This is a genomic window from Marinisporobacter balticus, assembly GCF_004345705.1.
Classification (GTDB): domain Bacteria; phylum Bacillota; class Clostridia; order Peptostreptococcales; family Thermotaleaceae; genus Marinisporobacter; species Marinisporobacter balticus.
On sequence record NZ_SLWV01000024.1, the window covers coordinates 1 to 23,088 of the forward strand.

At 34.3% G+C, this 23,088-nt stretch carries 22 protein-coding genes and 1 other annotated feature; of the genes, 2 read left to right on the top strand and 20 right to left on the bottom strand.

All coding sequences use genetic code 11. The annotated features are described in order from the left end of the window. Positions 1-75 precede the first annotated feature (75 nt). The 7 genes from whiA to EV214_RS14015 all read right to left on the bottom strand — a co-directional run bounded on the left by whiA (position 76) and on the right by EV214_RS14015 (position 6,761). Complete coding sequence (whiA, locus tag EV214_RS13985; RefSeq protein ID WP_132246849.1) at positions 76-1,035, bottom strand: DNA-binding protein WhiA; 960 nt, start codon at positions 1,033-1,035, stop codon at positions 76-78. A gap of 165 nt (positions 1,036-1,200) precedes the next feature. Continuing rightward, positions 1,201-1,617 carry an NUDIX hydrolase gene (locus tag EV214_RS13990; protein ID WP_132246851.1) on the bottom strand — a complete coding sequence of 139 codons (417 nt, stop codon included), beginning with the start codon at positions 1,615-1,617 and terminating at the stop codon, positions 1,201-1,203. 35 nt (positions 1,618-1,652) lie between these two features. Continuing rightward, positions 1,653-2,717: a gluconeogenesis factor YvcK family protein gene (locus EV214_RS13995; protein ID WP_132246853.1), complete on the bottom strand. Its 1,065-nt coding sequence runs from the start codon at positions 2,715-2,717 to the stop codon at positions 1,653-1,655. A 7-nt stretch (positions 2,718-2,724) separates the two neighbouring features. Next, on the bottom strand, positions 2,725-3,591 hold the full coding sequence (rapZ, locus tag EV214_RS14000; protein ID WP_132246855.1) for an RNase adapter RapZ: 867 nt from the start codon (positions 3,589-3,591) through the stop codon (positions 2,725-2,727). A 16-nt stretch (positions 3,592-3,607) separates the two neighbouring features. Further along, on the bottom strand, positions 3,608-4,339 hold the full coding sequence (locus tag EV214_RS14005) for a PHP domain-containing protein (RefSeq protein ID WP_132246857.1): 732 nt from the start codon (positions 4,337-4,339) through the stop codon (positions 3,608-3,610). An 85-nt stretch (positions 4,340-4,424) separates the two neighbouring features. Further along, positions 4,425-5,342 carry a UDP-N-acetylmuramate dehydrogenase gene (gene murB, locus EV214_RS14010; protein WP_132246859.1) on the bottom strand — a complete coding sequence of 306 codons (918 nt, stop codon included), beginning with the start codon at positions 5,340-5,342 and terminating at the stop codon, positions 4,425-4,427. A gap of 66 nt (positions 5,343-5,408) precedes the next feature. After that, positions 5,409-6,761, bottom strand: coding sequence for an ABC transporter substrate-binding protein (locus tag EV214_RS14015; RefSeq protein WP_132246861.1), 1,353 nt, complete (start codon positions 6,759-6,761; stop codon positions 5,409-5,411). Positions 6,762-7,017: 256 nt separating this feature from the next. Between EV214_RS14015 and EV214_RS14020 the strand changes: the two genes are divergently transcribed. Further along, positions 7,018-7,563 carry a peroxiredoxin gene (locus EV214_RS14020; protein WP_132246863.1) on the top strand — a complete coding sequence of 182 codons (546 nt, stop codon included), beginning with the start codon at positions 7,018-7,020 and terminating at the stop codon, positions 7,561-7,563. Between the two features lie 209 nt (positions 7,564-7,772). Further along, on the top strand, positions 7,773-7,919 hold the full coding sequence (locus EV214_RS18800; protein ID WP_165916380.1) for a hypothetical protein: 147 nt from the start codon (positions 7,773-7,775) through the stop codon (positions 7,917-7,919). A gap of 235 nt (positions 7,920-8,154) precedes the next feature. Here EV214_RS18800 and EV214_RS19400 read toward each other — a convergent pair whose 3' ends face one another. The 13 genes from EV214_RS19400 to EV214_RS14080 form a co-directional block, all read right to left on the bottom strand. After that, positions 8,155-8,283: a hypothetical protein gene (locus tag EV214_RS19400; protein ID WP_279233133.1), complete on the bottom strand. Its 129-nt coding sequence runs from the start codon at positions 8,281-8,283 to the stop codon at positions 8,155-8,157. A gap of 51 nt (positions 8,284-8,334) precedes the next feature. Then, positions 8,335-8,559, bottom strand: a binding site (T-box leader). Between the two features lie 91 nt (positions 8,560-8,650). Further along, entirely contained in the window at positions 8,651-9,061 is a 411-nt protein-coding gene (locus tag EV214_RS14025; protein ID WP_132246865.1) for a TetR/AcrR family transcriptional regulator, read from the bottom strand. A gap of 205 nt (positions 9,062-9,266) precedes the next feature. Beyond that, positions 9,267-10,499 (bottom strand): [FeFe] hydrogenase H-cluster maturation GTPase HydF, encoded by a 1,233-nt coding sequence (gene hydF, locus EV214_RS14030; protein WP_132246867.1) that lies wholly within the window; start codon positions 10,497-10,499, stop codon positions 9,267-9,269. Then, complete coding sequence (hydE, locus tag EV214_RS14035; RefSeq protein ID WP_207669698.1) at positions 10,477-11,811, bottom strand: [FeFe] hydrogenase H-cluster radical SAM maturase HydE; 1,335 nt, start codon at positions 11,809-11,811, stop codon at positions 10,477-10,479. Before hydE ends, hydF begins: the two co-directional genes overlap by 23 nt. 47 nt (positions 11,812-11,858) lie before the next feature. Continuing rightward, positions 11,859-13,232 (bottom strand): [FeFe] hydrogenase H-cluster radical SAM maturase HydG, encoded by a 1,374-nt coding sequence (hydG, locus tag EV214_RS14040; RefSeq protein ID WP_132246869.1) that lies wholly within the window; start codon positions 13,230-13,232, stop codon positions 11,859-11,861. Between the two features lie 16 nt (positions 13,233-13,248). Then, on the bottom strand, positions 13,249-13,494 hold the full coding sequence (locus EV214_RS14045; protein ID WP_132246871.1) for a TM1266 family iron-only hydrogenase system putative regulator: 246 nt from the start codon (positions 13,492-13,494) through the stop codon (positions 13,249-13,251). Between the two features lie 383 nt (positions 13,495-13,877). Next, on the bottom strand, positions 13,878-15,665 hold the full coding sequence (locus EV214_RS14050; RefSeq protein WP_334295687.1) for an NADH-dependent [FeFe] hydrogenase, group A6: 1,788 nt from the start codon (positions 15,663-15,665) through the stop codon (positions 13,878-13,880). A 116-nt stretch (positions 15,666-15,781) separates the two neighbouring features. Continuing rightward, positions 15,782-17,578, bottom strand: a complete 1,797-nt coding sequence (gene nuoF, locus EV214_RS14055; protein WP_132246875.1) for an NADH-quinone oxidoreductase subunit NuoF — start codon at positions 17,576-17,578, stop codon at positions 15,782-15,784. A gap of 30 nt (positions 17,579-17,608) precedes the next feature. After that, complete coding sequence (locus tag EV214_RS14060) at positions 17,609-17,974, bottom strand: (2Fe-2S) ferredoxin domain-containing protein (protein WP_132246877.1); 366 nt, start codon at positions 17,972-17,974, stop codon at positions 17,609-17,611. Positions 17,975-17,995: 21 nt separating this feature from the next. After that, a complete protein-coding gene (locus EV214_RS14065) occupies positions 17,996-18,469 on the bottom strand; it encodes an NADH-quinone oxidoreductase subunit NuoE family protein (protein ID WP_132246879.1) in 474 nt (157 codons plus the stop codon). A 529-nt stretch (positions 18,470-18,998) separates the two neighbouring features. Continuing rightward, positions 18,999-20,801 carry an NADH-dependent [FeFe] hydrogenase, group A6 gene (locus tag EV214_RS14070; protein WP_132246881.1) on the bottom strand — a complete coding sequence of 601 codons (1,803 nt, stop codon included), beginning with the start codon at positions 20,799-20,801 and terminating at the stop codon, positions 18,999-19,001. 67 nt (positions 20,802-20,868) lie between these two features. Beyond that, on the bottom strand, positions 20,869-22,665 hold the full coding sequence (nuoF, locus tag EV214_RS14075; protein ID WP_132246883.1) for an NADH-quinone oxidoreductase subunit NuoF: 1,797 nt from the start codon (positions 22,663-22,665) through the stop codon (positions 20,869-20,871). Positions 22,666-22,698: 33 nt separating this feature from the next. Next, the gene (locus EV214_RS14080) at positions 22,699-23,064 is read right to left on the bottom strand and encodes a (2Fe-2S) ferredoxin domain-containing protein (protein ID WP_132246885.1); all 366 of its coding nucleotides are present in this window, start codon (positions 23,062-23,064) and stop codon (positions 22,699-22,701) included. Between the last annotated feature and the right edge of the window lie 24 nt (positions 23,065-23,088).

The following is a 23,088-nucleotide window of genomic DNA, read 5'->3' on the forward strand; positions in this document are numbered from 1 at the left end:
TTTTATATAAAAATGAGCTCTAATGATAAAATTTATGGATTTTTAATGTATTGCATAAAAATTAAATTTTATACATTAGTTTCCGTGACTACTCTCTTTTAATTTTTCAGCAATCTTTTCAACTTTCCTTAATCTATGATTCACTCCAGACTTTCCGACAGGTGGATTTAGCATTTGTCCTAGTTCCTTTAAACTTGCTTCCTTATAATCTAGCCTTAATTCTGCAATTTGGCGAAGATTATCAGGAAGTATTTTAAATCCCACATGCTTTTGAATATATTCTATGTTGTCAATCTGTCTTACAGAAGCATTTACAATTTTACTTAAATTAGCCGTTTCACAATTTACGATTCTATTTACATTATTTCTTACTTGCTTTACAATCCTTATATTCTCAAGATTTAATAAAGCTGAATGGGCACCCATTATATTAAGAAGATCTACAATACGATCCCCTTCCTTAAGATATACAACAAAGCTGTTTTTACGCTTTACAATCTTCGCACCCAATTCAAAATCATTAATCAAATTTTTCAAGCCTTCGCTATGTTCTTCACTACTTGTTACAAATTCTAAATGATATGTTTTTTCAGGATCACTCACAGAGCCGGCTCCTAACAAAGCGCCTCTTAGATATGATCGTTTACAACATTTCTCCTTGACTAGTTCTTTGGGTAGATCATAATCTATAGAGAGTTGATCCTGATTTATTCGTAAAATTCCTACTGCTTGTAGGATATCGTTTGCTCCCATATCACTGCTCACAAAAATGACATAATGATTGTTCTTTTTTAATAACTTATTTTTTCTTACTCTTAATTCGGTGTGAATCCCAAATCGTTTTTTCAATAATGTGAATACTTTTCTTGCAATAGCTGCATTCTCTGTTACAATTTTCACATTCACTTTTTTATAACCTATAAGTTGTATCGTTCCACTCATCCGAATGAGTGCTGACAGCTCTGCTAGCTGACAACATTGCTTCTCTGAAATTACTCTTGCTAACTCATTTTTTGTTTTCATAGAAAACGTCATGTTCCCACCTACTTCCAGAAACCAAATGTTCCTAGCAAATTTATTATATTTCTTACAACCAAGTATATTTAAAGTATTATATCACAAATTTGTAAAATTTTATAAGTATTTTATCCAATAAAGATTATGGAATTTTTATAAACAACACTCAAAGTATCATTGTTGTTAAAGTTCTTTTTTAATTTCTTTGATTGCCTTTTGTATAATTTCTCTTTCATCATCATATTTTGTAATTTCAGAAGCACGATTGAGGTGTACGAATCGGGCTTCCACAAACCCCTCTTCTTTTAGAGGCGTACAATTCATATTCTTTGTTTTCATTAAGTACCAATGGACTGTTTTATGCACCATTTCATAATCTTTCCAATAATTTTTAAACGAATAATTGATTTCTCCAATATACTTAATAATTTCAGCTTTTATTCTTCCTTCTTCATAGACTTCTCGTATGGCAGCCATTCTTATGGTTTCATCTTCTTTTACTTTCCCTTTTGGCAATACCCAATCTCCATTATATTTACGAAGCAATAATATCGCATTTCCAAAAACAACTACCCCCCCAGAACTGATCTCTTTTCTCATAAATTCACCCCTACCTACCTACAAAAAAGATTTATTTAATTTCTTTTTAAAACTAACTTTATGATCATTTCAGATAATTTATCCGCATCATGTCTTATATAATCTTTTTTTATATCTACAAAAGACCCTTCTATGACTTTTATATCCTTTTTATATAATAGACTACGTTCTTCTTTTGAAATGGTTATCGGCTTTGCCCCATCCATCACATATTTTTTTAATACTGCTAAAGGAATTTCTTCATTGTTTACAAAAACATAGTCAATCATCTGGCACTTCAAATGAGCAATAATTGCCTCCACATGCTTTAATACCCCATACCCATCCGTTTCTCCTGGCTGTGTCATCACATTGGCTGCATACACTTTAGGGGCTACGCTTTTTCTTAGCGCCTTGCTCACATCATCGATTAACAAATTAGGGATAACACTTGTATATAAACTTCCTGGTCCTAGAATAATCACATCTGCATTTAAAATTGCTTCTATAGATTCATCTAATGGTATTACCCCATCTGGCTTAATAAAAACCTTGTCAATTTCACTTTCCATCTCTTTTACCTTGATAGGAATTTGCGACTCTCCCTTTATAACTTTTCCATTCTTTAGCTTTGCATAAAGCGTAATGTCCTCTATGGTCACAGGCAAAACTTTTCCTGTAACCGCTAAAACCTCATTCATTTTTCGAATAGCTTCTTCAAAATTATCCGATATACCATTCATTGCAGCAATAAATAAGTTCCCAAAGCTTTGTCCTTTCAATTGTCCTTCTTCAAATCTATATTGCATTAATTTCTCCATGATAGGTTCTGTATTCGCTAGTGCCAGTATGCAGTTTCTAATATCTCCCGGGGGTAGCATCCCTAAATCTTCTCTTAAAACACCGGATCCCCCACCATCATCGGCAACTGTGACAATAGCTGTAATATTGGATGTGAATTTTTTTAAACCTCTTAGTAAAATAGATAACCCTGTTCCCCCACCAATGACGACAACTTTCGGTCCCTTATTTAAAATCCGTTTTTCAACCATTTTTTTATCCATTATATATTTTAAATCACGATTCCATAAAAACGACTTCAACCAATCTTTCAGGTTCATTCCCCCTCTACTCCCCTGTATTGCTTACTGAATCTCTGTGATTGATAATGACACGTTGTCTTTTCTTTCTCAAGCTCTCATATAATATATTTGCAACCGTTACAGATCTGTGCTTGCCTCCTGTACACCCAATGCCAATAACAAGCTGATTCTTTCCTTCTTTTATATAAAGCGGAATTAAAAAATCAATCATATCATTTAACTTCTCTACAAAGGCAGTACTCTCTGGCCACTTCATCACATAATCCCGCACCTGCTTGTCATTTCCTGTGAAAGGTCTTAATTCTTCAATATAATGTGGGTTTGGCAAAAATCTTACATCAAATACCAAGTCTGCATCCAATAATATGCCCTTTTTAAATCCAAAGGACTGTATAAAAATCGTTAGATTGTGGGATTTTTCTCCCACCATATATATTTTTTTAACTTCTTCTTTCAATTGTGCTGAAGTCAAATTAGAAGTATCTACAATATATTTTGCTTTTTTCTTTAATTCTGCAAGTCTAACCCTTTCGGCATGAATGCCTTCTAAAATTCTGCCTTTAGGACTTAATGGATGAATTCTCCTGGTTTCCTTAAAACGCTTGATGAGTACTTCATCACTTGCCTCTAAAAACAAAATTTCATAATCGTCACCTTGATTCTTTATACTATCTAGACTCGCAAATAAGTCATCAAAAAATTGTCTTCCTCGTATATCAATCACCAAAGCAATTTTTTCAATTTCTCCCTGTGCATGAAAACACAGTTCTGTAAACTTTGGAATGAGTGCAGGAGGAAGATTATCTACACAATAAAATCCTATGTCTTCCATACTCTTCATTGCCTGGCTTTTTCCTGCACCAGACAATCCAGTAATAATCACAAATTTCATAGTGACCCCTCCTTCCTTATGCCTCTGCATTAATAATTTGCTCTATGCTAAGTCCTGCCTGCATTGCTCTTTCTATACCTTTTTTTACATTCCCTACATCTTCTGGTCTATGGGCATCACTGCTAATAACAAATTTTGCGCCCTCTTTCATTGCAATCTCTATATATTCTACTGTTAAAAAGCCGTGGCTGCTATTAATTTCAAGGGCTGTACCTCTTTCAGCTGCTGCCTTTGCGATCTCTTTTGTATCAATATTTGCTTTTGCTCCTGGATGGGTTAAGATAGCAATGGGATTGTTGTAGATAGCAGCGACCACTGCATCTGTATTCAATACTCTTGCTTTTCTATCTATTGATGTAAAGTGCCTTGCCAAAAAATTATTTCCATGCATTCTAAAACAATCTCTTATATTATTAGGAATCGCCCCAAAATGATATCCTGCTAAAACAATATCTAATTGGTCCGTAGTTTCTTTTCCAATATCCAGTGCCCCATCCATACTAATAATATTTGCTTCCATGCCTAACTTCACGTTGATTTTATCTGTGTGAGCATTGATTGAATCAATTTCTTTTCTCATTTTAGGTAAAGCATCCCTTTTTATACCAAATAAAAAGTGTCCATATCCATGATCAGAAATTGCAATCTCTCTTAATCCCTTTCTAATGGCTTCATCTACATTATCTTGTATTGTTCCTTTCCCATGACTATAGATCGTATGGGTATGATAATCTGCAAATATTTTCATCTGCTTTTCACTTCCATTTCTTCCTTATAATTTATTACACTGCCTAGTTGCAGTATGCTATCAATAGTTTATTCATCTCTAGAATTTATTTGGCTTCACCAATAACTTTCACTTCTGAATGCAATACTACATCAAACCGATCTCTAACTGTTTTTTGAACCATCTTTATTAAGTGAATGACATCCGCTGCTGTAGCATGATCTACATTTACAATAAAACCAGAATGTAGTGGTGATACTTGTGCACCCCCTACACGAACCCCTTTAAGCCCTGCATCCTCAATTAGTTTTCCTGCAAAATATCCAACGGGTCTTTTAAATGTACTCCCTGCACTCGGTAAATGAAGTGGTTGCTTCGTTGTTCTTCTATTTGTAAAATCTTTTATTTTTTCTTTTATTTCATCACAATTTCCTTCTTCAAATTCCATTTCGGCACTCAGTACAATAAATCCTTTTTTTTGGATAACACTACTTCTATATCCTAACTCTAATTCCTCAGCTTTTAAGTAAATCACTTCTCCTTGGTCATCTATTAGATGGACACCTACTAATAGATCTTTCATTTCTCCACCATAAGCCCCTGCATTCATCGTAACAGCACCACCTAATGTACCTGGAATCCCACTGGCAAATTCAAATCCTTTTAACCCTTCTTTCATCATACGATTAGCCAAACTCGATAATAATATGCCTGCCTGTGCAGTCACTCGATTTCCTTTTATCTCTACCCCATTAAAATACTCTGCAATCTTAATGACGATCCCTCGAATCCCTCCGTCTAAAACTAAAAGATTACTGCCATTGCCAATCACATAATAATCTATATCGAATTCCTTACAAACCTTTATGGCATACTGTACTTCTTTCACCGAATTAGGAAGTACCATAATATCTACAGGTCCTCCTATTTTAAAAGAGGTATGCTTATGCATAGGTTCATCTTTTAGAATATGTTCTACCTTGATATTTTCTGCCAATCTATTATAAACATTGATTGTATCCATAGTATACACCCCTTGATCTTTATTATGTTTTAAGTATACCTATTCATTCCATGAAATACAAGGCTACTACCTATCCATTTTTTTAACAACCTCATTATAAGTCTTAATCTTCTTCTCTGCATCTTTTAATGCATCCTTAAGCGATTTATTTTCTAATAAAACCTGCCTGAACTGACTCTGCAAAATCCCATCAATTTTTATCCAATTTGGATGTTGTGGAATATTTTGTGTCGTTTCTAAATTTTTTTCAATGTTAGACATGATAGGATCTTTTTTATAAATTTCACCCACACTCTTTTTCACAGGGAAAACCCCTAGTCTGTCTAACTCTTTTTGATACACTTCCGCTGAAACAAATTTTAAAAATTTCACACACATCTCAAGTTTTTTTTTGTCCTCTTGCCTAAAAATCCCATAAGCTGATGTATTTTTGCAGATGGCTACAGATTTTCCCATAGCGCCTATTGGATAGTTGGCAACAGTAAATTCAAATCCAGCTCCTTCATTTCTTAATTTATTCAGCGCATTCACAGCCCATGTTCCGGTTGGATAGACGGCTACTTTCTTTTCTTTATAGAAACTTTCCCAAGCTTCTTGTTCTGAATTTTCTCCAAAATTATTAGGCGTTACTTTATGGACAAGTTTTAAATCTGCTAATTTTTTCAATCCACTTATAGCTCTTTTATCATTAAATGCATAAGATAAATTCTTTTCATCAAAAATTTTCGCGCCATCTGAAAGTAAAATTCCCCATGTATTGTAATCATTTACACCCATAAAAGAGTTAAATCCATAGACATCCATCTTTCCATCATTATCTTGATCATATGTAAGCTTTTTCATTTTTTTTACGAATTCATCGTAAGTCCAATCTCCATCCTTAGGAAAACTTACCCCTTTTTCATTGAATAGATCCTTATTCAAAAATAAGGTATAGGTTGTCATCATCCATGGAAATCCCCATGTTTTCCCTTCAAATTGTACAGCATCCAATGCTTGCTTTTTATAATCTGCTAGCTCCTTTTTATTTAAATATTCATCAATTGGCATTAAAACCTTTTGATGAATAATAGAATAATCTGAGCCAACAGGTGCAATATCCGGATAAGTTTGGGTCTTAATCGCTGTCTCTAATTCAAATATTCCAGTTTTTACATTTAATGGCTTTAGTTCTATATATACACCAGGATTCTCTCTTTCAAATACCTTGATTTTGCTTAAAATCCATCCATATCTGGTCCCACTTTTTATATCAAAATAAGGATAATCCCAAAGCGTAATCACCCCTTTAAATCCTTCTTCTTTTGTATCATCAGTACGATTACTCACTCTATTTTCAATAAAATAGAATGGACCAAAAATAATAAATGTACATAATAATAAACATAAAAAAAAGGTACAAAATCCAACCCTTTTCATCGCCTCCACCTCCTATTTATATTTATTATCTAACTATATGCTATATGCGCAGAATCATATAAATATTAGGTTTTATTTCATGCTATTATACATATCCCATTCCCATCATCAAAGGTTTATTTTAAAATTATTATATGGAAAAATATTGATAATACATATTATCAAGTATCACTTATCTCTTGATGTTTAAAATTTTCATTTTAGGGAACATTTAAAATAGAAGAGAATTATCAATCAAAAATATTGGAGGAAAACAATGGCACAAAGAGCAATCGGAAAATCTGCACCTCATTTTGAAATGAAAACAATTGATGGTGCTGGTAAAAATTTTGGAGAAGTTTCTTTAGATGATTATAACGGAAAATGGCTTATAATGTTTTTCTATCCACTAGACTTTACATTTGTTTGCCCAACAGAAATTACAGCATTTAACAAAAGAATTGATACCTTTAAAAAGTTAAATGCAGCGGTTTTAGGTGTAAGTACAGATAGCGAACATTCTCACAAGGCTTGGATCAATAGTTCACAAGACCAAGGTGGGGTTGGAAAACTTGAATTCCCACTGGCATCTGATCGAACACAACAGGTATCTCGCGATTATGGTGTCTTAATCGAAGAAGAGGGGATTGCGTTAAGAGGATTATTTATCATTGATCCAAATGGCATCCTTAAATATTCTGTAATTCATGATTTAAATGTAGGTCGAAGTGTAGATGAAACTTTAAGAGTTCTACAAGGCTTACAATCCGGTGGATTATGTCCAATAGATTGGCACCCTGGTGAAGAACTTCTTGAAGGTTAAATAAAAACAAAGAGAATGCTTTGGTTATCTCTTATTATCATATAAACTTGTTTTCCCTAATCGCCCATTTTTATATATATTTTTATAAATTCTTCTCCTGTAATAAATAGATTCTATGTAAAAAAGAGAATTTATAAAAATTTGTAGTATAAGTTGTAGAATAAAGGCATATACTCGTAATAAAATAAACTATTGGAGGCGGAAATGGTATGAAAGAAAGTTTAATTAATGTCGTAGAAAAATTTATAGATCTTTGTGATTCGTTATATGCAAAGGGAAGAATAACTGATGCACTATATATGGAAGTGACAAAGAATAAAATTGATTTTTTAGATGAGGTTCATAAGATAGGTTGAATATTCTCACAAAGCTTAGATTCATACTCTACCATATAAATTTCAATATTGATTATGGTTCTTCTGTATATTTTATGAATCTTCCCATACCCTTTCTTTTTCAATTCCTTCATAGGAATAAATCGCAACGCAACACTAAATATCTACACAAAATAAAAGAACCTATTGTCTTTTTACACAATAGATTCTTTTATACTTTGCTAAAAATGTCTACGTCTTCTTCCATAAAATCCTCCTACCATTCATACTCGTCTGCAAATCTTCCAGAACCAAAATAATTTACATTTACTTGGTAAGTTTCTGTCATTTCTTTTTTCTCTTGAGATTCAAATTGTTCTTCTTGGGCTTCAAATTTCTTTTCCATGATAATCCTCCTTTCATAAATTGGTAATAAAAAACGCCCTTGAAGATATACTTCAAGGACGAGGATTAGCCCGCGTTACCACCCTGGTTGCACATGTCGTGCCGCTTATTTCAGTTCTAACAAACCTGAGACCGATATCGAGGTCAGTCGTTGCAAACTACTCATTTCATTTGCACAGCTCCAGAGTGATCTCCACTTTCTCGTATTGCCGGCTTTCACCATCCCGACTCTCTGAAAATACTTTTATGAAAGTTTTGTCTCTTTCAACGCTTTGAATATTTTGAATTTTTTAAATTATATCAAATTTTTCGATCTATGTCAATATTTTTCTAATAATTTTTCAATGTCTTTATCTTTTTTTATATATTCAACCATATCCGTAAACTCTTGTATTGTGTTCTTTGATTGTTTCGACTAAGCTTTTTTGGTGCATTTGCGCATTATTTATTTGATGTAATTGACTGATCATTTCTTCTTTCACATTAGTTGTTGTTTTTTGTTCCATAATAATTTTAAAAAGTTTTTCGTGTACGGTAAGATTCGTATTGCTAATAATTTCTTTTGCTACTTTTACACCAGCAGATACAAAACGTATTATGATTGCATCCATAACTTCTTCTTTAGATTTAAAATAATAATAAAAAGTTCCTTTTGCAATACCCACCTCTTGTAAAATGTCATTTATGGTTGTTTTTAAATAACCTTTCGTGACAAACAATGTTTCAGCCACATCTAAAATCTCATTTCTTCGTTCTTCATATTCTTTTGTAATTCTCATTTTTTACCTCCTTCATTTCTGAACCGACCGTCGGTCTATAATGATTACATATCGCATATTGCCACAATGTTTGATATCAAAAAAAATACTTTCTACAATAGACATGGATAATTATGTACAAACAATTTAATAACACTTAGCAAACTGTTGTCGATTCACTGATCTATATAAAGAAAAACTGCAATCTTTTCGATTGCAGTTTTTCTTATTCCCCCATAAACATCTCTTTAATATTTGGAAAAGGATCTAATGCTCTTTCTAGTACGCCTGTTACAAATCCAATGAGTACGCCATAATTTACAATAGCCGTTCCATTATTTACAGCTTGATTGATTCTAAATTCCATCTCCTTTGGATTGAGCATACATCCGCCACAGTGAACGATTAAATCAAATTTTTTCATATCCTCAGGATCTGGATACTTTGTTCCTGAAGTCCATTCAAAATTTAGTTTTCCGTCTACGATTTTTTCAATCCATTTTGGTATTTTGTCTTTTCCTATATCCCCATCTTGCCTATGGTGCGTACAGCCTTCACAGATCAGTACATGGTCATTTGGTTTTAAATCCTTAATCTTCTTTGCACCTAGTACAAGATTTTCTAAATTGCCTTTATATCTTGCAAATAGAATGGAGAAAGAGGTTAACGTAATATCTTCTGGTGTATCTTTATCAACTTTTGCAAAAGCTTGGGAATCTGTAATGACTAATTTGGGCTTTTTCCCTAAGTTTGCTAGCGTTTCTTTTAATTCTTTTTCTCTTGTAACAATGGCGACTGCCCCATGATCAATGACATCTCGAATGGTTTGTTGTTGTGGTAGAATCATTCTTCCCTTAGGTGCTGCCTTATCAATAGGGGTTACGAGTACCACAAAGTCATTTGGATTTATTAAGTCTCCTACAATGACTTTCTCATGCTTTTCTATTTTTGCTTTTTCAATCATTTTTGCTTTTAAACTTTCAATCCCTACCATTTTCATGGCACTGACTTTCACAAAAGGAATATTATAGTTCTCTTCCCATGTTTTTAGTGTATCCTCTTCTATATTTTCTATATCTACTTTATTCACGACTCCTACAATTGGGATATTTTTTTCTTTTATTCTTTCGATCAAATCCTTATCAAAATCTACTATGCCATTTTTTGCAGTTACAACAATTACTGCTAATTCTGTTTTATTTAATACATTCATGGTCTTTTTTATTCTTAGTTTTCCTAAAGTTCCTTCATCATCAATCCCTGCTGTATCAATGATCACAACAGGTCCTATTGGCAAAATCTCCATTGCTTTGTATACAGGATCTGTTGTAGTACCTGCAACCTCTGACACAAGCGCAATATCTTGATTGGTAAGCGCATTGATCAAACTAGATTTCCCTGCATTCCTTTTCCCGAATATAGCAATATGCAATCGATTACTTCTCGGTGTGTCCTGCATCTTTAAATACCTCCCAATCTACTTTTAAATAAGGTGGGAATTTTCTGCTCGATTCTGTCACAGCTTTGTATGCACTCTTTAGATCTACCATATTTTTCTCACTATAAATCTGATAGTTATAGCGATATTTTGCAGGTGTGTTAATGAGCATGATTGTGTTTGCCCCTGCCTTTAATGCTTTTGTCTGCCCATCACGATCTAGGGTCGCTAGTGCAGTAGTCGCTGGTAAAAATACACGTTTACATACAATTCTCGTTACCGCAACTGCTTTTAATGTCATCTCCACACTACCTGCTTCATATTTTTCAAAAGGTGTACCCTTAGCTGGAAGAAAAGGCCCTACCCCAATCATGTTAATCCCCATATCTTTAAAATAAAGAATATCTTTTGCAATATCTTCACTCCTTTGTCCTGGAAGTCCGATAATATTGCCTGAACCATTTAAGTATCCTAACTCCCTTAGCCAGTTAGAACACTGTACTCTTGTATCATAATCATCATCTGGATGAATGAATTTAAAAATTTCTTCATTGGTTGCTTCAATTTTAAGCAAGAAATTATTTGCACCAGCCTCTTTATAAAGGGCATATTCTTCCCGTGGTCTTTCTCCAATACTCAGTGTAATCTTCATGCCTGTTTCATCTTTAATTCTGTTGATAAGTGAAAGAATCTTTTCAGGAGTCCACCATAAGTCCTCACCAGATTGCAAAATAACGGTCTGCATACCAATTGCATGCATTTGATGCACTACTTCCATGATTTCGTCTTCACTCATTCTATAGCGTTCAAGGTCTTTTAAGCTCTTTCGTACACCACAATATTTACAGTCTTTTCTACAAATGTTGGAAAATTCTATGGCACCCCTGATATCTACCACATCACCAATAATCTCTTTTCGCATTTGATCTGCTGCATGAAATAACGCTTCTATTTCTGCTTTTCTTTCCGTTTTAAGAAGAAGGACGATCTCTTCATAGGTTAATTCTTCTCCTTCTTCGATCTTTTTGAGTACAGCAAGAAAATCATTGGATATAACAGAATGTGCTAATTTTTCAACAAGCCCTGATAACTTCTTTATTTTCTCTGGATAGATTCTATAAAGTTTAATATGGTTTTCTTTTAAAATTTTTTCTGCTTTTTCTAAATCACTTGTTTTTAATTTTATCGCAATGGCACATACAGAACCATATTCAGAAGGAGCAGGAACTAAAGCAGTATGAATCCCTTGTTCCTTTAAAAGCAAATCTCCTCTTAACATATGATTTGTAGACGCTGCCATAATCAAATAGTGCTTGATCTTATTTTTATCCATATTTTTACCACCTTATATTTGCATTATAAATTTATCAACCCCCACACCTAAAAATATAGATCTTTCTCCCCTTCTTCAATTCTTTTTATTCTCTTTAATGTCTCTTCCTTCACCTTTTTATCATCGATCTTCTCAAGTTCTTTTTCGATCATTTTTTCTCCTTTTTCTTTTGTTTGATCTGATGCAAATTGTACTAGATTTTCCTTAAAAGTAAGAATCGCATTCGGCTGACAAAACTCATGAATATGTGCATCTTTTGCGAGTTCCATAAACGCTTCTCCTGTTCTATTTGCACGATAGCAAGCTGTACAAAAGCTTGGAAGGTGCCCTTGTTCACAAACAACTTGAAGCATTTCATCAAGACTTCTCTCATCGCTTGTTTCAAACTGTGTCGCTTCTCGATCATCTTCCTCATATCCTCCAGGATTTGTTCTTGATCCTGCTGATATTTGAGATACCCCTAAGCTAAGCAGCTCGTCTCGAAGATATGCAGCTTCTCTCGTTGAAAGGATGATTCCTGTATAAGGAAGGGTTAATCTGTATACGGCAATAATTTTTTTGAATTCCTCATCATTTATTGGATAAGGGGTTTCTTCAAGTCCTGAACCAAGTGCAGGTCTGAGTCTTGGGACAGATATTGTATGAGGTCCTACGTTATATAAATCATCCATGTATTGTGAATGCATAAGGGTCGCTAATACATCAAACTTGTAATCATATAGTCCTAAGAGTGCACCAATGCCAAAATCATCAATGCCTGCTTCAAAAGCTCTTTCAATCGCAGTTAATCGATAGTCATAATCTGCTTTGAATCCTGTTGGATGCATTTTTTTATAGGTTTCTCTATGATACGTTTCTTGGAAAATCTGGAATGTTCCAATGCCTACAGCCTTTAACTTTTTAAAATCCTCTACAGGCATAGGCGCTGCATTTACATTGATTCTTCTTATATCTGCATTTTTATAAACTGCACTTACTGCATCTGTAATATGATTAATGTGTGTTTTCTTTGGATCTTCTCCGCATACCATTAAAATTCTTTTGTGTCCTTGATGTTCAATGGCCTTTGCTTCCTGAACCACTTCATCTGGACTTAATGTTCTTCTATGAAGTTCCTTATTTGCTACTCTGAATCCACAGTATAGACAATTGTTCGTACATTCATTACTCGTATAGAGCGGCGCAAAAATCACAATACGATTTCCATATATTTCTTCTTTTATAAACCTTGCTGTATCAAATAATTTTTCTAATACATCTTTATCTTCTATTTGTAATAAAATAGCCGCCTCTTCCAATGTAAGCCCATCATAATCCCTTGCTTTTTCTATAATATCTAAAACTTCTTCTTTACCTGCTTTTTTTCCAACTTCTAATAGATGCTCTATTTTCTCTTCATTGATAATTTCATGCGTATTCATCCCATTCACTCCTCTTTTATTTTTTCGTAAGTGCGCTCTTTACAACCACACCATTGATTTTTCCTAATTTTCCAGTCAATGCACCAATATCATCTGTACTACCATCTACAATCACAGAAATTACCGCTACATGTTTTTCCTTATAAGGTACCCCCATTCTTCCAACAATAATTTCCCCAAAACTGCTTAATACTTTGTTTACCATTTCCACACTTTCTTGATCTTCAACAATAATCGCTACAACACCAAGTCTTTTATTCATAAAACCATCTCCTCACAATCCATTTTAAAAAAATAAAAAACTTCCCTTAAAGATAAGGAAAGTTATAAAGTCATAGTATAAACATATGATCACCCTCTTACCTCTTGCTTAGAATTCTCCTTGCAATTAGATTTTTAAAAAATAGTTTGTCCTTCCGATGAATAAAATCCATCTGTTAGATGTTACTATTATTTTATATGGCTTATCGCTATATATCAAGGTATATTTTAACATAATTTCATACTTTAAATTTAAAAAATCTATCATGAAACAACACACGTAAGTCGCTTTAAAGAAGATATTAAAACTATCTTAAGTAATGAAAAAACATTTATAGTAAAGGGTAGATAAATTTTATCTACCCCTATCCTATTCAGCTATGATTAACAATCACAGCCACAGCTACATTCATTTTTTTCTTTTGGAAATTGTTCTTTTGCTGCATAATGCGTGTGTAGCAGTTCATGTGCTTTATGACTATTTGGTTTGCCAAGGAAATCATCATAAAGTTTTTTAATTTGTGGGTTTTCATGAGATTTTCTTAATTCCAATATTGCATCTTCTTCATATAATGCTTTTGCTCTCTCTACTCTCACATCTACATCCATTAATATTTTAGCAGAAACATGTGGCTGGCCTCCACCTGTTACGCATCCGCCACTACATCCCATAATTTCTATGAAATGATATTCTCTTTCCCCTGATTTTACCATATCTAATAATTTTGCTGCACTTGCTGTACCATGAGCAATAGCAATCCTTACTTCTTTTCCACCAAGTGTCAAAGATGCTTCTTTAATATCTGCTATACCCCTTATTTCTTTGTAATCAACATTTTCTATTGATTTTCCTTCTAATACTTCTGCAACAGTTCTTAGAGCTGCTTCCATAACACCACCCGTAGCACCAAATATAACCCCTGCACCCGTATAATCACCTAATAAATCCTCATCGAACTTGTCATCTTCAAGTTCTAAGAAATTAATTCTTGCCTGCTTAATCATTTTACCCAATTCTCTTGTTGTTAAAACTGCATCTACATCTCTTAGTCCATTTACATTCATCTCGCTTCTTGAAGATTCAGTCTTTTTAGAAGTACATGGCATAATGGATACAACAAATATCTTTTTAGGATCTACATTATGTTTTTCTGCATAGTAAGTTTTAATGATCGCACCCATCATTTGGTGTGGTGATTTACATGTTGATAGATTCTCTATAAACTCTGGATAATTAAATTCACAATATCTGATCCATCCAGGAGAGCATGAAGTAATCATCGGTAATTTTCCACCATTTTGGATTCTACCTAATAATTCATGACCTTCTTCCATGATGGTTAAGTCTGCTGCAAAGTTTGTATCATATACTTTATCAAATCCAAGTCTTTTTAGTGCTGAAACCATTTTTCCAGTAACTCTTGTTCCGATCGGAAGTCCAAAACACTCTCCAAGTCCTGCTCTTACTGCTGGAGCCGTTTGAACCACTACATGGATATCTGGATTATCTATCATGTCCCAAACTTTTTCAACATCATCTTTTTCTCTTAATGCTGCAACAGGACAGGCAACAATACATTGTCCACAATAGATACATGGGGCATCTGCCATACTTTTTTCAAATGCAGGTGCTACTTGTGTGTCAAATCCTCTGTTTACAAAATCAAGGATACCGATCTTTTGAACGTTTTTACAGGTATTTACACATCTTCCACAAAGGATACATTTACTTGGATCTCTTACGATAGAGAATGATTTGTCATCAATAATCGTCTCTATTTTTTCACCCTCAAATGGAATTTCTCTGATCCCTAGTTCTTCTGATATACTTTGAAGCTCACAATTTCTATTACGATCGCAAGTTAAACACTCTCTATTATGATTTGATAGTATTAATTCAACATTAGATTTTCTTGCTTCTCTTACCTTTTTGCTATTTGTTTTGATAACCATCCCTTCGGAAACTGGATGTACACAAGAAGCCTGTAATGCTCTTGCCCCTTCAATTTCAACTAAACATACTCTACATGCACCTACTTCGTTCACATCTTTTAGAAAACATAAAGTAGGAATATCTATCCCTGCATGCTTTGCCGCTTGCAGGATTGTATAGCTTTTTGGAACTTCAACATTTATATTGTCAATGGTTAAAGTAACTTTCTCCACTTTCATCCTCCTCCTTAATAGTGTTACCGAAATCTTTGTTTTTCTAGTAACGCCTTACTCAGCGTATGCTGAGTCTCATTATTATGATTTAACAATATACAATTCTATTTTAAAAAAGCATCTTATTTTTTGCTAATTGCCTTAAATGGACATGCTTCCATACAAGCACCACACTTAATACATTTTTCCGTATCTATTTTATAAACTTCCTTACCTTTTACCCCATCTATACAATTCACTGGACACTTATTCGCGCAAATACCACATTTTTTGCAAAGCTCAGGTGTTACGGTATAAGATAATAATCCTTGACATACTCCTGCTGGGCATCGCTTTTCTGTTACATGGGCAATATATTCATCTCTAAAGTATCTTAACGTGGATAATACTGGATTTGGAGCTGTTTGTCCAAGTCCACAAAGGGCTGAAGCTTTAATATTTGCTGCTAACTTTTCAAGCTTGTCAATATCTTCTAGTTCTCCTTGCCCTGATGTAATCTTATCTAATATTTCTAACATTCTCTTTGTACCAATTCTACATGGTGGACATTTCCCACAACTCTCATCTACTGTAAAGTCTAAGAAGAATCTTGCAATATCAACCATACAATTGTCTTCATCCATAACAATCATTCCACCAGAACCCATCATAGAACCTAGTGCGATTAAATTATCATAATCAATCGGTGTCTCTAGATAATCAGCAGTGATACATCCACCAGATGGTCCACCTGTTTGTACCGCTTTAAACGCCTTACCATTTGGGATTCCTCCACCGATTTCATAGATTACTTCTTTTAATGTAGTTCCCATTGGAATTTCCACAAGTCCTGTATTATTGATCTTTCCACCTAATGCAAATACTTTTGTTCCTTTTGATTTTTCTGTTCCCATACTTGCAAACCACTCTGGACCATTTAAAATGATTTGCGCTACATTTGCATAAGTTTCAACATTATTCAATAATGTTGGCTTTTCCCATAACCCTTTTATTGCTGGGAAAGGAGGTCTCGGTCTTGGCATCCCACGCTTACCTTCTATAGAATTTAAAAGCGCTGTTTCTTCTCCACATACAAATGCACCCGCACCCAATCTGATTTCTAAATCAAACGCAAAATCTGTACCAAATATATTTTTACCTAACAATCCATATTCTCTTGCTTGATCGATTGCAATTTGTAGTCTATTTACTGCAATCGGATACTCTGCACGTACATATACATATCCTTGATCAGCACCAACAGCATATCCTGCAATTGCCATCGCTTCTACAATCGCGTGCGGATCTCCCTCAAGAACAGATCTATCCATAAAAGCCCCTGGATCTCCTTCATCTGCATTACAAGCTACATACTTTTGATCATTCTGCGCTTTATAGGTAAATTCCCATTTTAGTCCTGACGGGAAACCCCCACCGCCGCGACCACGAAGTCCTGATTTTTTGATTGCATCGATTACATCTTCTGGTTTCATTTCTGTCAATGCTTTTCCTAAAGCTTTATATCCATCAAAAGCAATGTACTCTCTGATATCCTCTGGATTGATCACCCCACAATTTTTTAGGGCAACCCTTTTTTGTTTTTTGTAAAATTCTACCTCATTGATCGAACGAATTTGATCTTCTTCTACCGCTTCTTTAAATAATAAATCCTTTACGATTCTTCCCTTTAATAAATGCTCCTCTGTAATCCGCTTTATGTCTTCTACCTTTACATGACTATAAAAAGCACCTTCTGGGTATACAATTACAATAGGTCCTGCTTCACAAAGTCCAAAACAGCCTGTTTTAACAATCTTTACTTCATTGGTTAAACCATTTTTTTCTAATTCTTTATTAAAAGTATCTATAAGCGTTTCTGAACCTGAAGAAGTACACCCTGTACCCCCACAGATTAGCACATGCGATCTAAATATTTCCATTATTGAACCTCCTCACAAATGTTTATCAATCTACGCTAATGATCCGATTGTATATGCATCTACTACTTTGCCATTGACGATATGTTCTGCTACTACTTTTTTTATTTTTTCAGGTGTCATTTCTACATAAGTCACTTTTTCTTCTCCCGGTCTATATACTTCAACGATTGGTTCAAGTCTGCAAACACCAATGCATCCTGTCTGACTTACTAAAACATCTTCTAAGTTTCTAACTTTCACTTCTTCTAAAAGTGCCATCAATACAGGTCTTGCTCCTGCTGCAATTCCACAAGTAGCCATTCCTACAACGATTCTTGTTCCTTCCCGTATCCCTCTTATATCTACTTTTTTGATTGCTTCTTCACGGATTTTTGCCAATTCTTCTAAAGATTTCATAAAATCCCTCCTCGCTAGAAATTAATATTTTTCAAGTATTCCAGGTACATCTCCTTCAACCAATCGTCCGTATACATCTTCATTAACGGTAAGCACTGGAGCCAATCCACATGCACCAATACATCTTGTTGCTTCTAATGTGAATTTGCCATTTGGTGAAGTTTCTCCAACACCTATGCTTATTTCTTTCTTAATTCTGTCAATAATCTTTTGCGCACCCTTAACATAACAAGCTGTTCCTAAGCATACACCAATTGTGTATTCTCCTTTTGGTTCAAGAGAAAATTGTGAATAAAATGTAACAACACCATAAATCTCAGCTAAAGCAATATTTAACCCTTCAGAAATCTTTTTTTGTATTTCCATTGGAAGACATCCAAATATTTTTTGTGCGTCATTTAACACAGGAATTAAAGCGCCTTTTTTGTCTGCGTATTTTTGGATTACTTGGTCTAATTTTGTAAAATTTTCTGCTGTAAACGTATTCTTTGCCATAGTACCTCCCCCTTCTTTTTTATGTTTTGTGGATTTAAAAAGTATTTACACATACAAGCTAGTACCAATCGCATACTAAATTATATCTATTATAACAAATATTCAATGCAATTTGGATATTTTTTTATCAATCTTCCCATGTTATTTTTTCCATAAACAAAAAATCCCTTTTTTGTTTATTTTTTATACTGAATATTTGCATTTTTTCTATATTATTCTACAACTACAAAGCCCTTATATTCCTTAATTTATGTATGATTATATATTAATCAAGCTGTTTTATTTTCATTAGATTGTTTGTTTGTTTTTTTGAAATCTATTTTATTTTCTTTATAGTCCATATTATAAACTTTACAAATTGTTAAATTATTATCTTTTTATCTTTGTTGATCAAATTTCTTGAAAAATATTCCACACACTAGTTGTTCATATTCTAAGCAATCGCCTCTTTTCTAGTCCGTAAAAAAAAGAGTAAGATCTGAATAGCTAAAATATTCAAATGCCACTCTTTTTTATTCATTTTTTTACATTACTCAAACATACAATCTTTCGTTGTTGCTGCTTCTTCTTGACAACACGCTTCTGTAGTAGGGAATTTTTCCCTTGCTTTGTAATGGGTGTGTAATAGTTCATGCGCTTTATGACTGTTTGGTTTTTCTAGGAAATCTTCATAAAGTTTTTTGATTTGTAGATTTTCATGAGATTTTCTAATTGGTAAGATGCGGTCTTCCTCATAGAGTGCCTTTGCTCTTTCTGCTCTTACATCTACATTCATGAGCGTTTTAGCTGACACATGAGGTTGCCCTCCACCTGTTACGCATCCGCCACTACATCCCATGATCTCTATGAAATGATATTGTTTTTCTCCTAATTTTACCATTTCTAATAATTTCCCTGCATTCGCTGTGCCATGGGCAACAGCAATTTTCACTTCCATGCCACCAAGTGTTAGTGTTGCTTCTTTAATATCCTCAACCCCTCTTATAGCAGTATACTCAACCTCTTCAAATACTTTTCCTTCTAATACTTCTGCAACTGTTCTTAGGGCTGCTTCCATAACACCACCTGTAGCACCAAATATAACCCCTGCACCTGTGTATTCTCCTAATAAATCTTGATCAAATTGTTCATCTTCAAGTTCTAAGAATTTAATTCTTGCTTGTTTGATCATCTTTCCTAATTCTCTTGTTGTTAAAACAGCATCCACATCTCTATATCCTGTACTATTCATCTCAGGTCTTTGGCATTCTGTTTTTTTAGATGTACATGGCATGATAGATACTACAAATATATTTTTAGGATCGATTCCTTTCTTTTGTGCATAATAGCTCTTAATGATTGCACCCATCATTTGATGTGGTGATTTACATGTTGATAGATTCTCTAAAAAATCTGGATAATTAAATTCACAGTATCTAATCCACCCAGGTGAACATGAAGTAATCATTGGTAATTTACCACCATTTTGAACGCGATCTATCAATTCATGGCCTTCTTCCATGATGGTCAAATCTGCTGCAAAGTTTGTATCATATACACGGTCAAATCCCATTCTTTTTAATGCTGCAACCATTTTTCCTGTAACCCGCGTACCTATTGGCAATTCAAAACACTCTCCAAGTCCCGCTCTTACTGCTGGAGCTGTTTGAACAACTACATGTACATCTGGATTCTCTATGGCATCCCAAACTTTTTCTATATCATCTTTCTCTTTTAATGCACCCACTGGGCAAGCAACAATACATTGTCCACAATAGATACAAGGTACATCGGCCATACTTTTACCAAATGCAGGGGCTACCTGTGTATCAAATCCTCTATTTACAAAATCTAGTATACCGATCTTTTGAATATTTCTACAAACGTTTACACATCTTCCACAAAGAATACATTTACTTTGATCTCTTACAATAGAGAAAGATTGATCATCGATGATCGCTTCTGTTTTTATCCCTTCAAAAGGAATTTCTCTAATACCTAGTTCTTCAGATAGGCTTTGTAGTTCACAATTTTTATTACGGTCACAAATCAAACATTCTCTATTATGGTTTGACAATATTAACTCTACATTAGACTTTCTTGCATCTCTTACCTTTTTGCTATTTGTTTTTACAACCATCCCTTCAGATACAGGATGTACACAAGAAGCCTGTAATGTTCTTGCGCCTTCAATTTCTACTAAGCATACACGACATGCGCCTACTTCATTGATCCCCTTCAAAAAACACAAAGTAGGAATATCTATCCCCGCGAGCTTTGCCGCCTCAAGTATTGTATAGTCTTTTGGTACTTCAACTTTTATATTATCAATGGTTAAAGTAACTTTATCCACTTTCGTCCCCCTCCTTAATGGTGTTACAGAAATTTTTAATTTCATCGTAACTCATTCCTAAATAATCTTACTTCTTATCAATTGCATTAAATGGACAAGCTTCCATACAAGCGCCGCACTTAATACATTTTTCTGTATCAATTTTATATACTTCTTTCCCTTTTACTCCATCTATACATGAAGTAGGACATTTCCCTGCACAAATACCACATTTTTTACAAAGCTCTGAATCTATCGTGTAAGCCAATAATTCCTTACATACGCCTGCTGGACATCTCTTTTCGGTTACATGTGCCTCATATTCATGTCTAAAATATCTTAATGTTGATAATACTGGATTTGGCGCGGTTTGACCTAATCCACACAATGCAGAGGCTTTGATATTCTTTGCCAATTTTTCAAGTCGGTCAAGATCTTTCATCTCTCCATTTCCTGATGTAATCTTATTTAAGATCTCAAGCATTCTCTTTGTACCAATTCTACATGGCGGACATTTTCCACAAGATTCATCCACTGTAAAGTCTAAGAAAAACCTTGCAATATCTACCATACAATTATCTTCATCCATAACAATCATACCACCAGAGCCCATCATAGAACCTAAAGCAATCAGATTATCATAATCAATGGGTGTATCTAAATGGTCTGCTGTAATACATCCACCAGAAGGACCTCCTGTTTGTACTGCTTTAAACGCTCTACCGTTTGGGATGCCTCCGCCAATCTCATAGATCACTTCTCTTAGCGTTGTTCCCATTGGGATTTCTACAAGACCTGTATTATTGATTTTTCCACCTAATGCAAATACCTTTGTTCCTTTTGATTTTTCTGTACCCATACCTGCAAACCAATCTGAACCATTGAGAATAATTTTTGTTATATTTGCATAGGTTTCGACATTATTTAACATAGTTGGTTTTCCCCATAATCCTTTATTTGCTGGGAAAGGGGGTCTAGGTCTTGGCATTCCTCGTTTACCTTCTATAGAGTTTAGTAGGGCTGTTTCTTCTCCACAAACAAATGCGCCAGCACCAAGTCTTATTTCTAAATCAAAGTCAAATCCTTTGTCAAAAATATTTTTTCCAAGCAATCCATATTCTCTTGCTTGATTGATTGCAATTTCTAGTCTATGTACAGCAATTGGATATTCTGCTCTTACATATATGTATCCCTGATTTGCACCAATAGCATATCCAGCAATTACCATAGCCTCAATCACTGCATGAGGGTCTCCCTCAAGTACAGATCGATCCATAAATGCCCCTGGATCCCCTTCATCTGCATTACAAACTACATATTTTTGATCGCCCTTGGCTTTATATGTAAATTCCCACTTCAGTCCTGTTGGGAATCCTCCACCTCCGCGGCCACGAAGTCCAGATTTTTTCACTTCATCAATGACTTCTTCTCGGGTCATTTCTGTCAATGCTTTTCCTAAAGCTTTGTATCCGTCAAAGGCAATATATTCTTTAATTTCCTCAGGATTGATCACCCCACAATTTTTCAAGGCAACCCGTTTTTGTTTTTTATAAAAATCTACTTCATTAATAGAGCGAATTTTATCTTCTTCTATGGCTTCTTTAAATAATAGTTCCTTTACAATTCTTCCCTTTAATAGATGTTCCTCTGTAATTCTTTTCACATCTTCTATCTTTACATGACTATAAAAAGCCCCCTCTGGATACACGATGACAATAGGTCCTGCTTCACATAGTCCAAAACAACCTGTTTTAACAACTTTCACTTCATTGGTTAAATCATTTTTCTCTAGTTCTTTATGAAAAGTCTCTATAAGGGTTTGTGAACCTGAAGAAGTACATCCTGTCCCCCCACAGATTAGCACATGCGATCTAAATATTTCCATCCTTTTACCTCCTCACAAGATTATTTGCCTAGCTTATTCTATCGCTCCGATTGTATATGGATCTATCACTTTTCCATTTACGATATGCTGTGCAACCATTTCTTTTGCTTTTTCAGGTGTCATGTTTACATAGGTCACTTTCTCTTCTCCTGGTTTATATACTTCAACGATTGGTTCTAATCTACAGACACCAATACATCCTGTTTGATTCACCAAAACATCCTTAAGATTTCTAACTTTCACTTCCTCTAAAAGCGCCATAAGCACAGGTCTTGCACCAGCAGCAATACCACATGTAGCCATTCCTACAACGATTCTTGTGCCTTCTCGTTCTCGTCTTATATCCACCTTTTTGATTGCCTCTTCACGGATTTTCGCCAATTCCTCTAAAGATTTCATAAAACTCCCCCCTATTTTTATTTG

What these genes read in the sequence shown, in the direction of transcription:
- whiA (WP_132246849.1), bottom strand. Translation starts at nt 1,035, where the DNA reads ATGACGTTTTCTATGAAAACAAAAAATGAGTTAGCAAGAGTAATTTCA.
- EV214_RS13990 (WP_132246851.1), bottom strand. Translation starts at nt 1,617, where the DNA reads ATGAGAAAAGAGATCAGTTCTGGGGGGGTAGTTGTTTTTGGAAATGCG.
- EV214_RS13995 (WP_132246853.1), bottom strand. Translation starts at nt 2,717, where the DNA reads ATGAACCTGAAAGATTGGTTGAAGTCGTTTTTATGGAATCGTGATTTA.
- rapZ (WP_132246855.1), bottom strand. Translation starts at nt 3,591, where the DNA reads ATGAAATTTGTGATTATTACTGGATTGTCTGGTGCAGGAAAAAGCCAG.
- EV214_RS14005 (WP_132246857.1), bottom strand. Translation starts at nt 4,339, where the DNA reads ATGAAAATATTTGCAGATTATCATACCCATACGATCTATAGTCATGGG.
- murB (WP_132246859.1), bottom strand. Translation starts at nt 5,342, where the DNA reads ATGGATACAATCAATGTTTATAATAGATTGGCAGAAAATATCAAGGTA.
- EV214_RS14015 (WP_132246861.1), bottom strand. Translation starts at nt 6,761, where the DNA reads ATGAAAAGGGTTGGATTTTGTACCTTTTTTTTATGTTTATTATTATGT.
- EV214_RS14020 (WP_132246863.1), top strand. Translation starts at nt 7,018, where the DNA reads ATGGCACAAAGAGCAATCGGAAAATCTGCACCTCATTTTGAAATGAAA.
- EV214_RS18800 (WP_165916380.1), top strand. Translation starts at nt 7,773, where the DNA reads ATGAAAGAAAGTTTAATTAATGTCGTAGAAAAATTTATAGATCTTTGT.
- EV214_RS19400 (WP_279233133.1), bottom strand. Translation starts at nt 8,283, where the DNA reads ATGGAAAAGAAATTTGAAGCCCAAGAAGAACAATTTGAATCTCAAGAG.
- EV214_RS14025 (WP_132246865.1), bottom strand. Translation starts at nt 9,061, where the DNA reads ATGAGAATTACAAAAGAATATGAAGAACGAAGAAATGAGATTTTAGAT.
- hydF (WP_132246867.1), bottom strand. Translation starts at nt 10,499, where the DNA reads ATGCAGGACACACCGAGAAGTAATCGATTGCATATTGCTATATTCGGG.
- hydE (WP_207669698.1), bottom strand. Translation starts at nt 11,811, where the DNA reads ATGGATAAAAATAAGATCAAGCACTATTTGATTATGGCAGCGTCTACA.
- hydG (WP_132246869.1), bottom strand. Translation starts at nt 13,232, where the DNA reads ATGAATACGCATGAAATTATCAATGAAGAGAAAATAGAGCATCTATTA.
- EV214_RS14045 (WP_132246871.1), bottom strand. Translation starts at nt 13,494, where the DNA reads ATGAATAAAAGACTTGGTGTTGTAGCGATTATTGTTGAAGATCAAGAA.
- EV214_RS14050 (WP_334295687.1), bottom strand. Translation starts at nt 15,665, where the DNA reads ATGAAAGTGGAGAAAGTTACTTTAACCATTGACAATATAAATGTTGAA.
- nuoF (WP_132246875.1), bottom strand. Translation starts at nt 17,578, where the DNA reads ATGGAAATATTTAGATCGCATGTGCTAATCTGTGGGGGTACAGGGTGT.
- EV214_RS14060 (WP_132246877.1), bottom strand. Translation starts at nt 17,974, where the DNA reads ATGAAATCTTTAGAAGAATTGGCAAAAATCCGTGAAGAAGCAATCAAA.
- EV214_RS14065 (WP_132246879.1), bottom strand. Translation starts at nt 18,469, where the DNA reads ATGGCAAAGAATACGTTTACAGCAGAAAATTTTACAAAATTAGACCAA.
- nuoF (WP_132246883.1), bottom strand. Translation starts at nt 22,665, where the DNA reads ATGGAAATATTTAGATCGCATGTGCTAATCTGTGGGGGGACAGGATGT.
- EV214_RS14080 (WP_132246885.1), bottom strand. Translation starts at nt 23,064, where the DNA reads ATGAAATCTTTAGAGGAATTGGCGAAAATCCGTGAAGAGGCAATCAAA.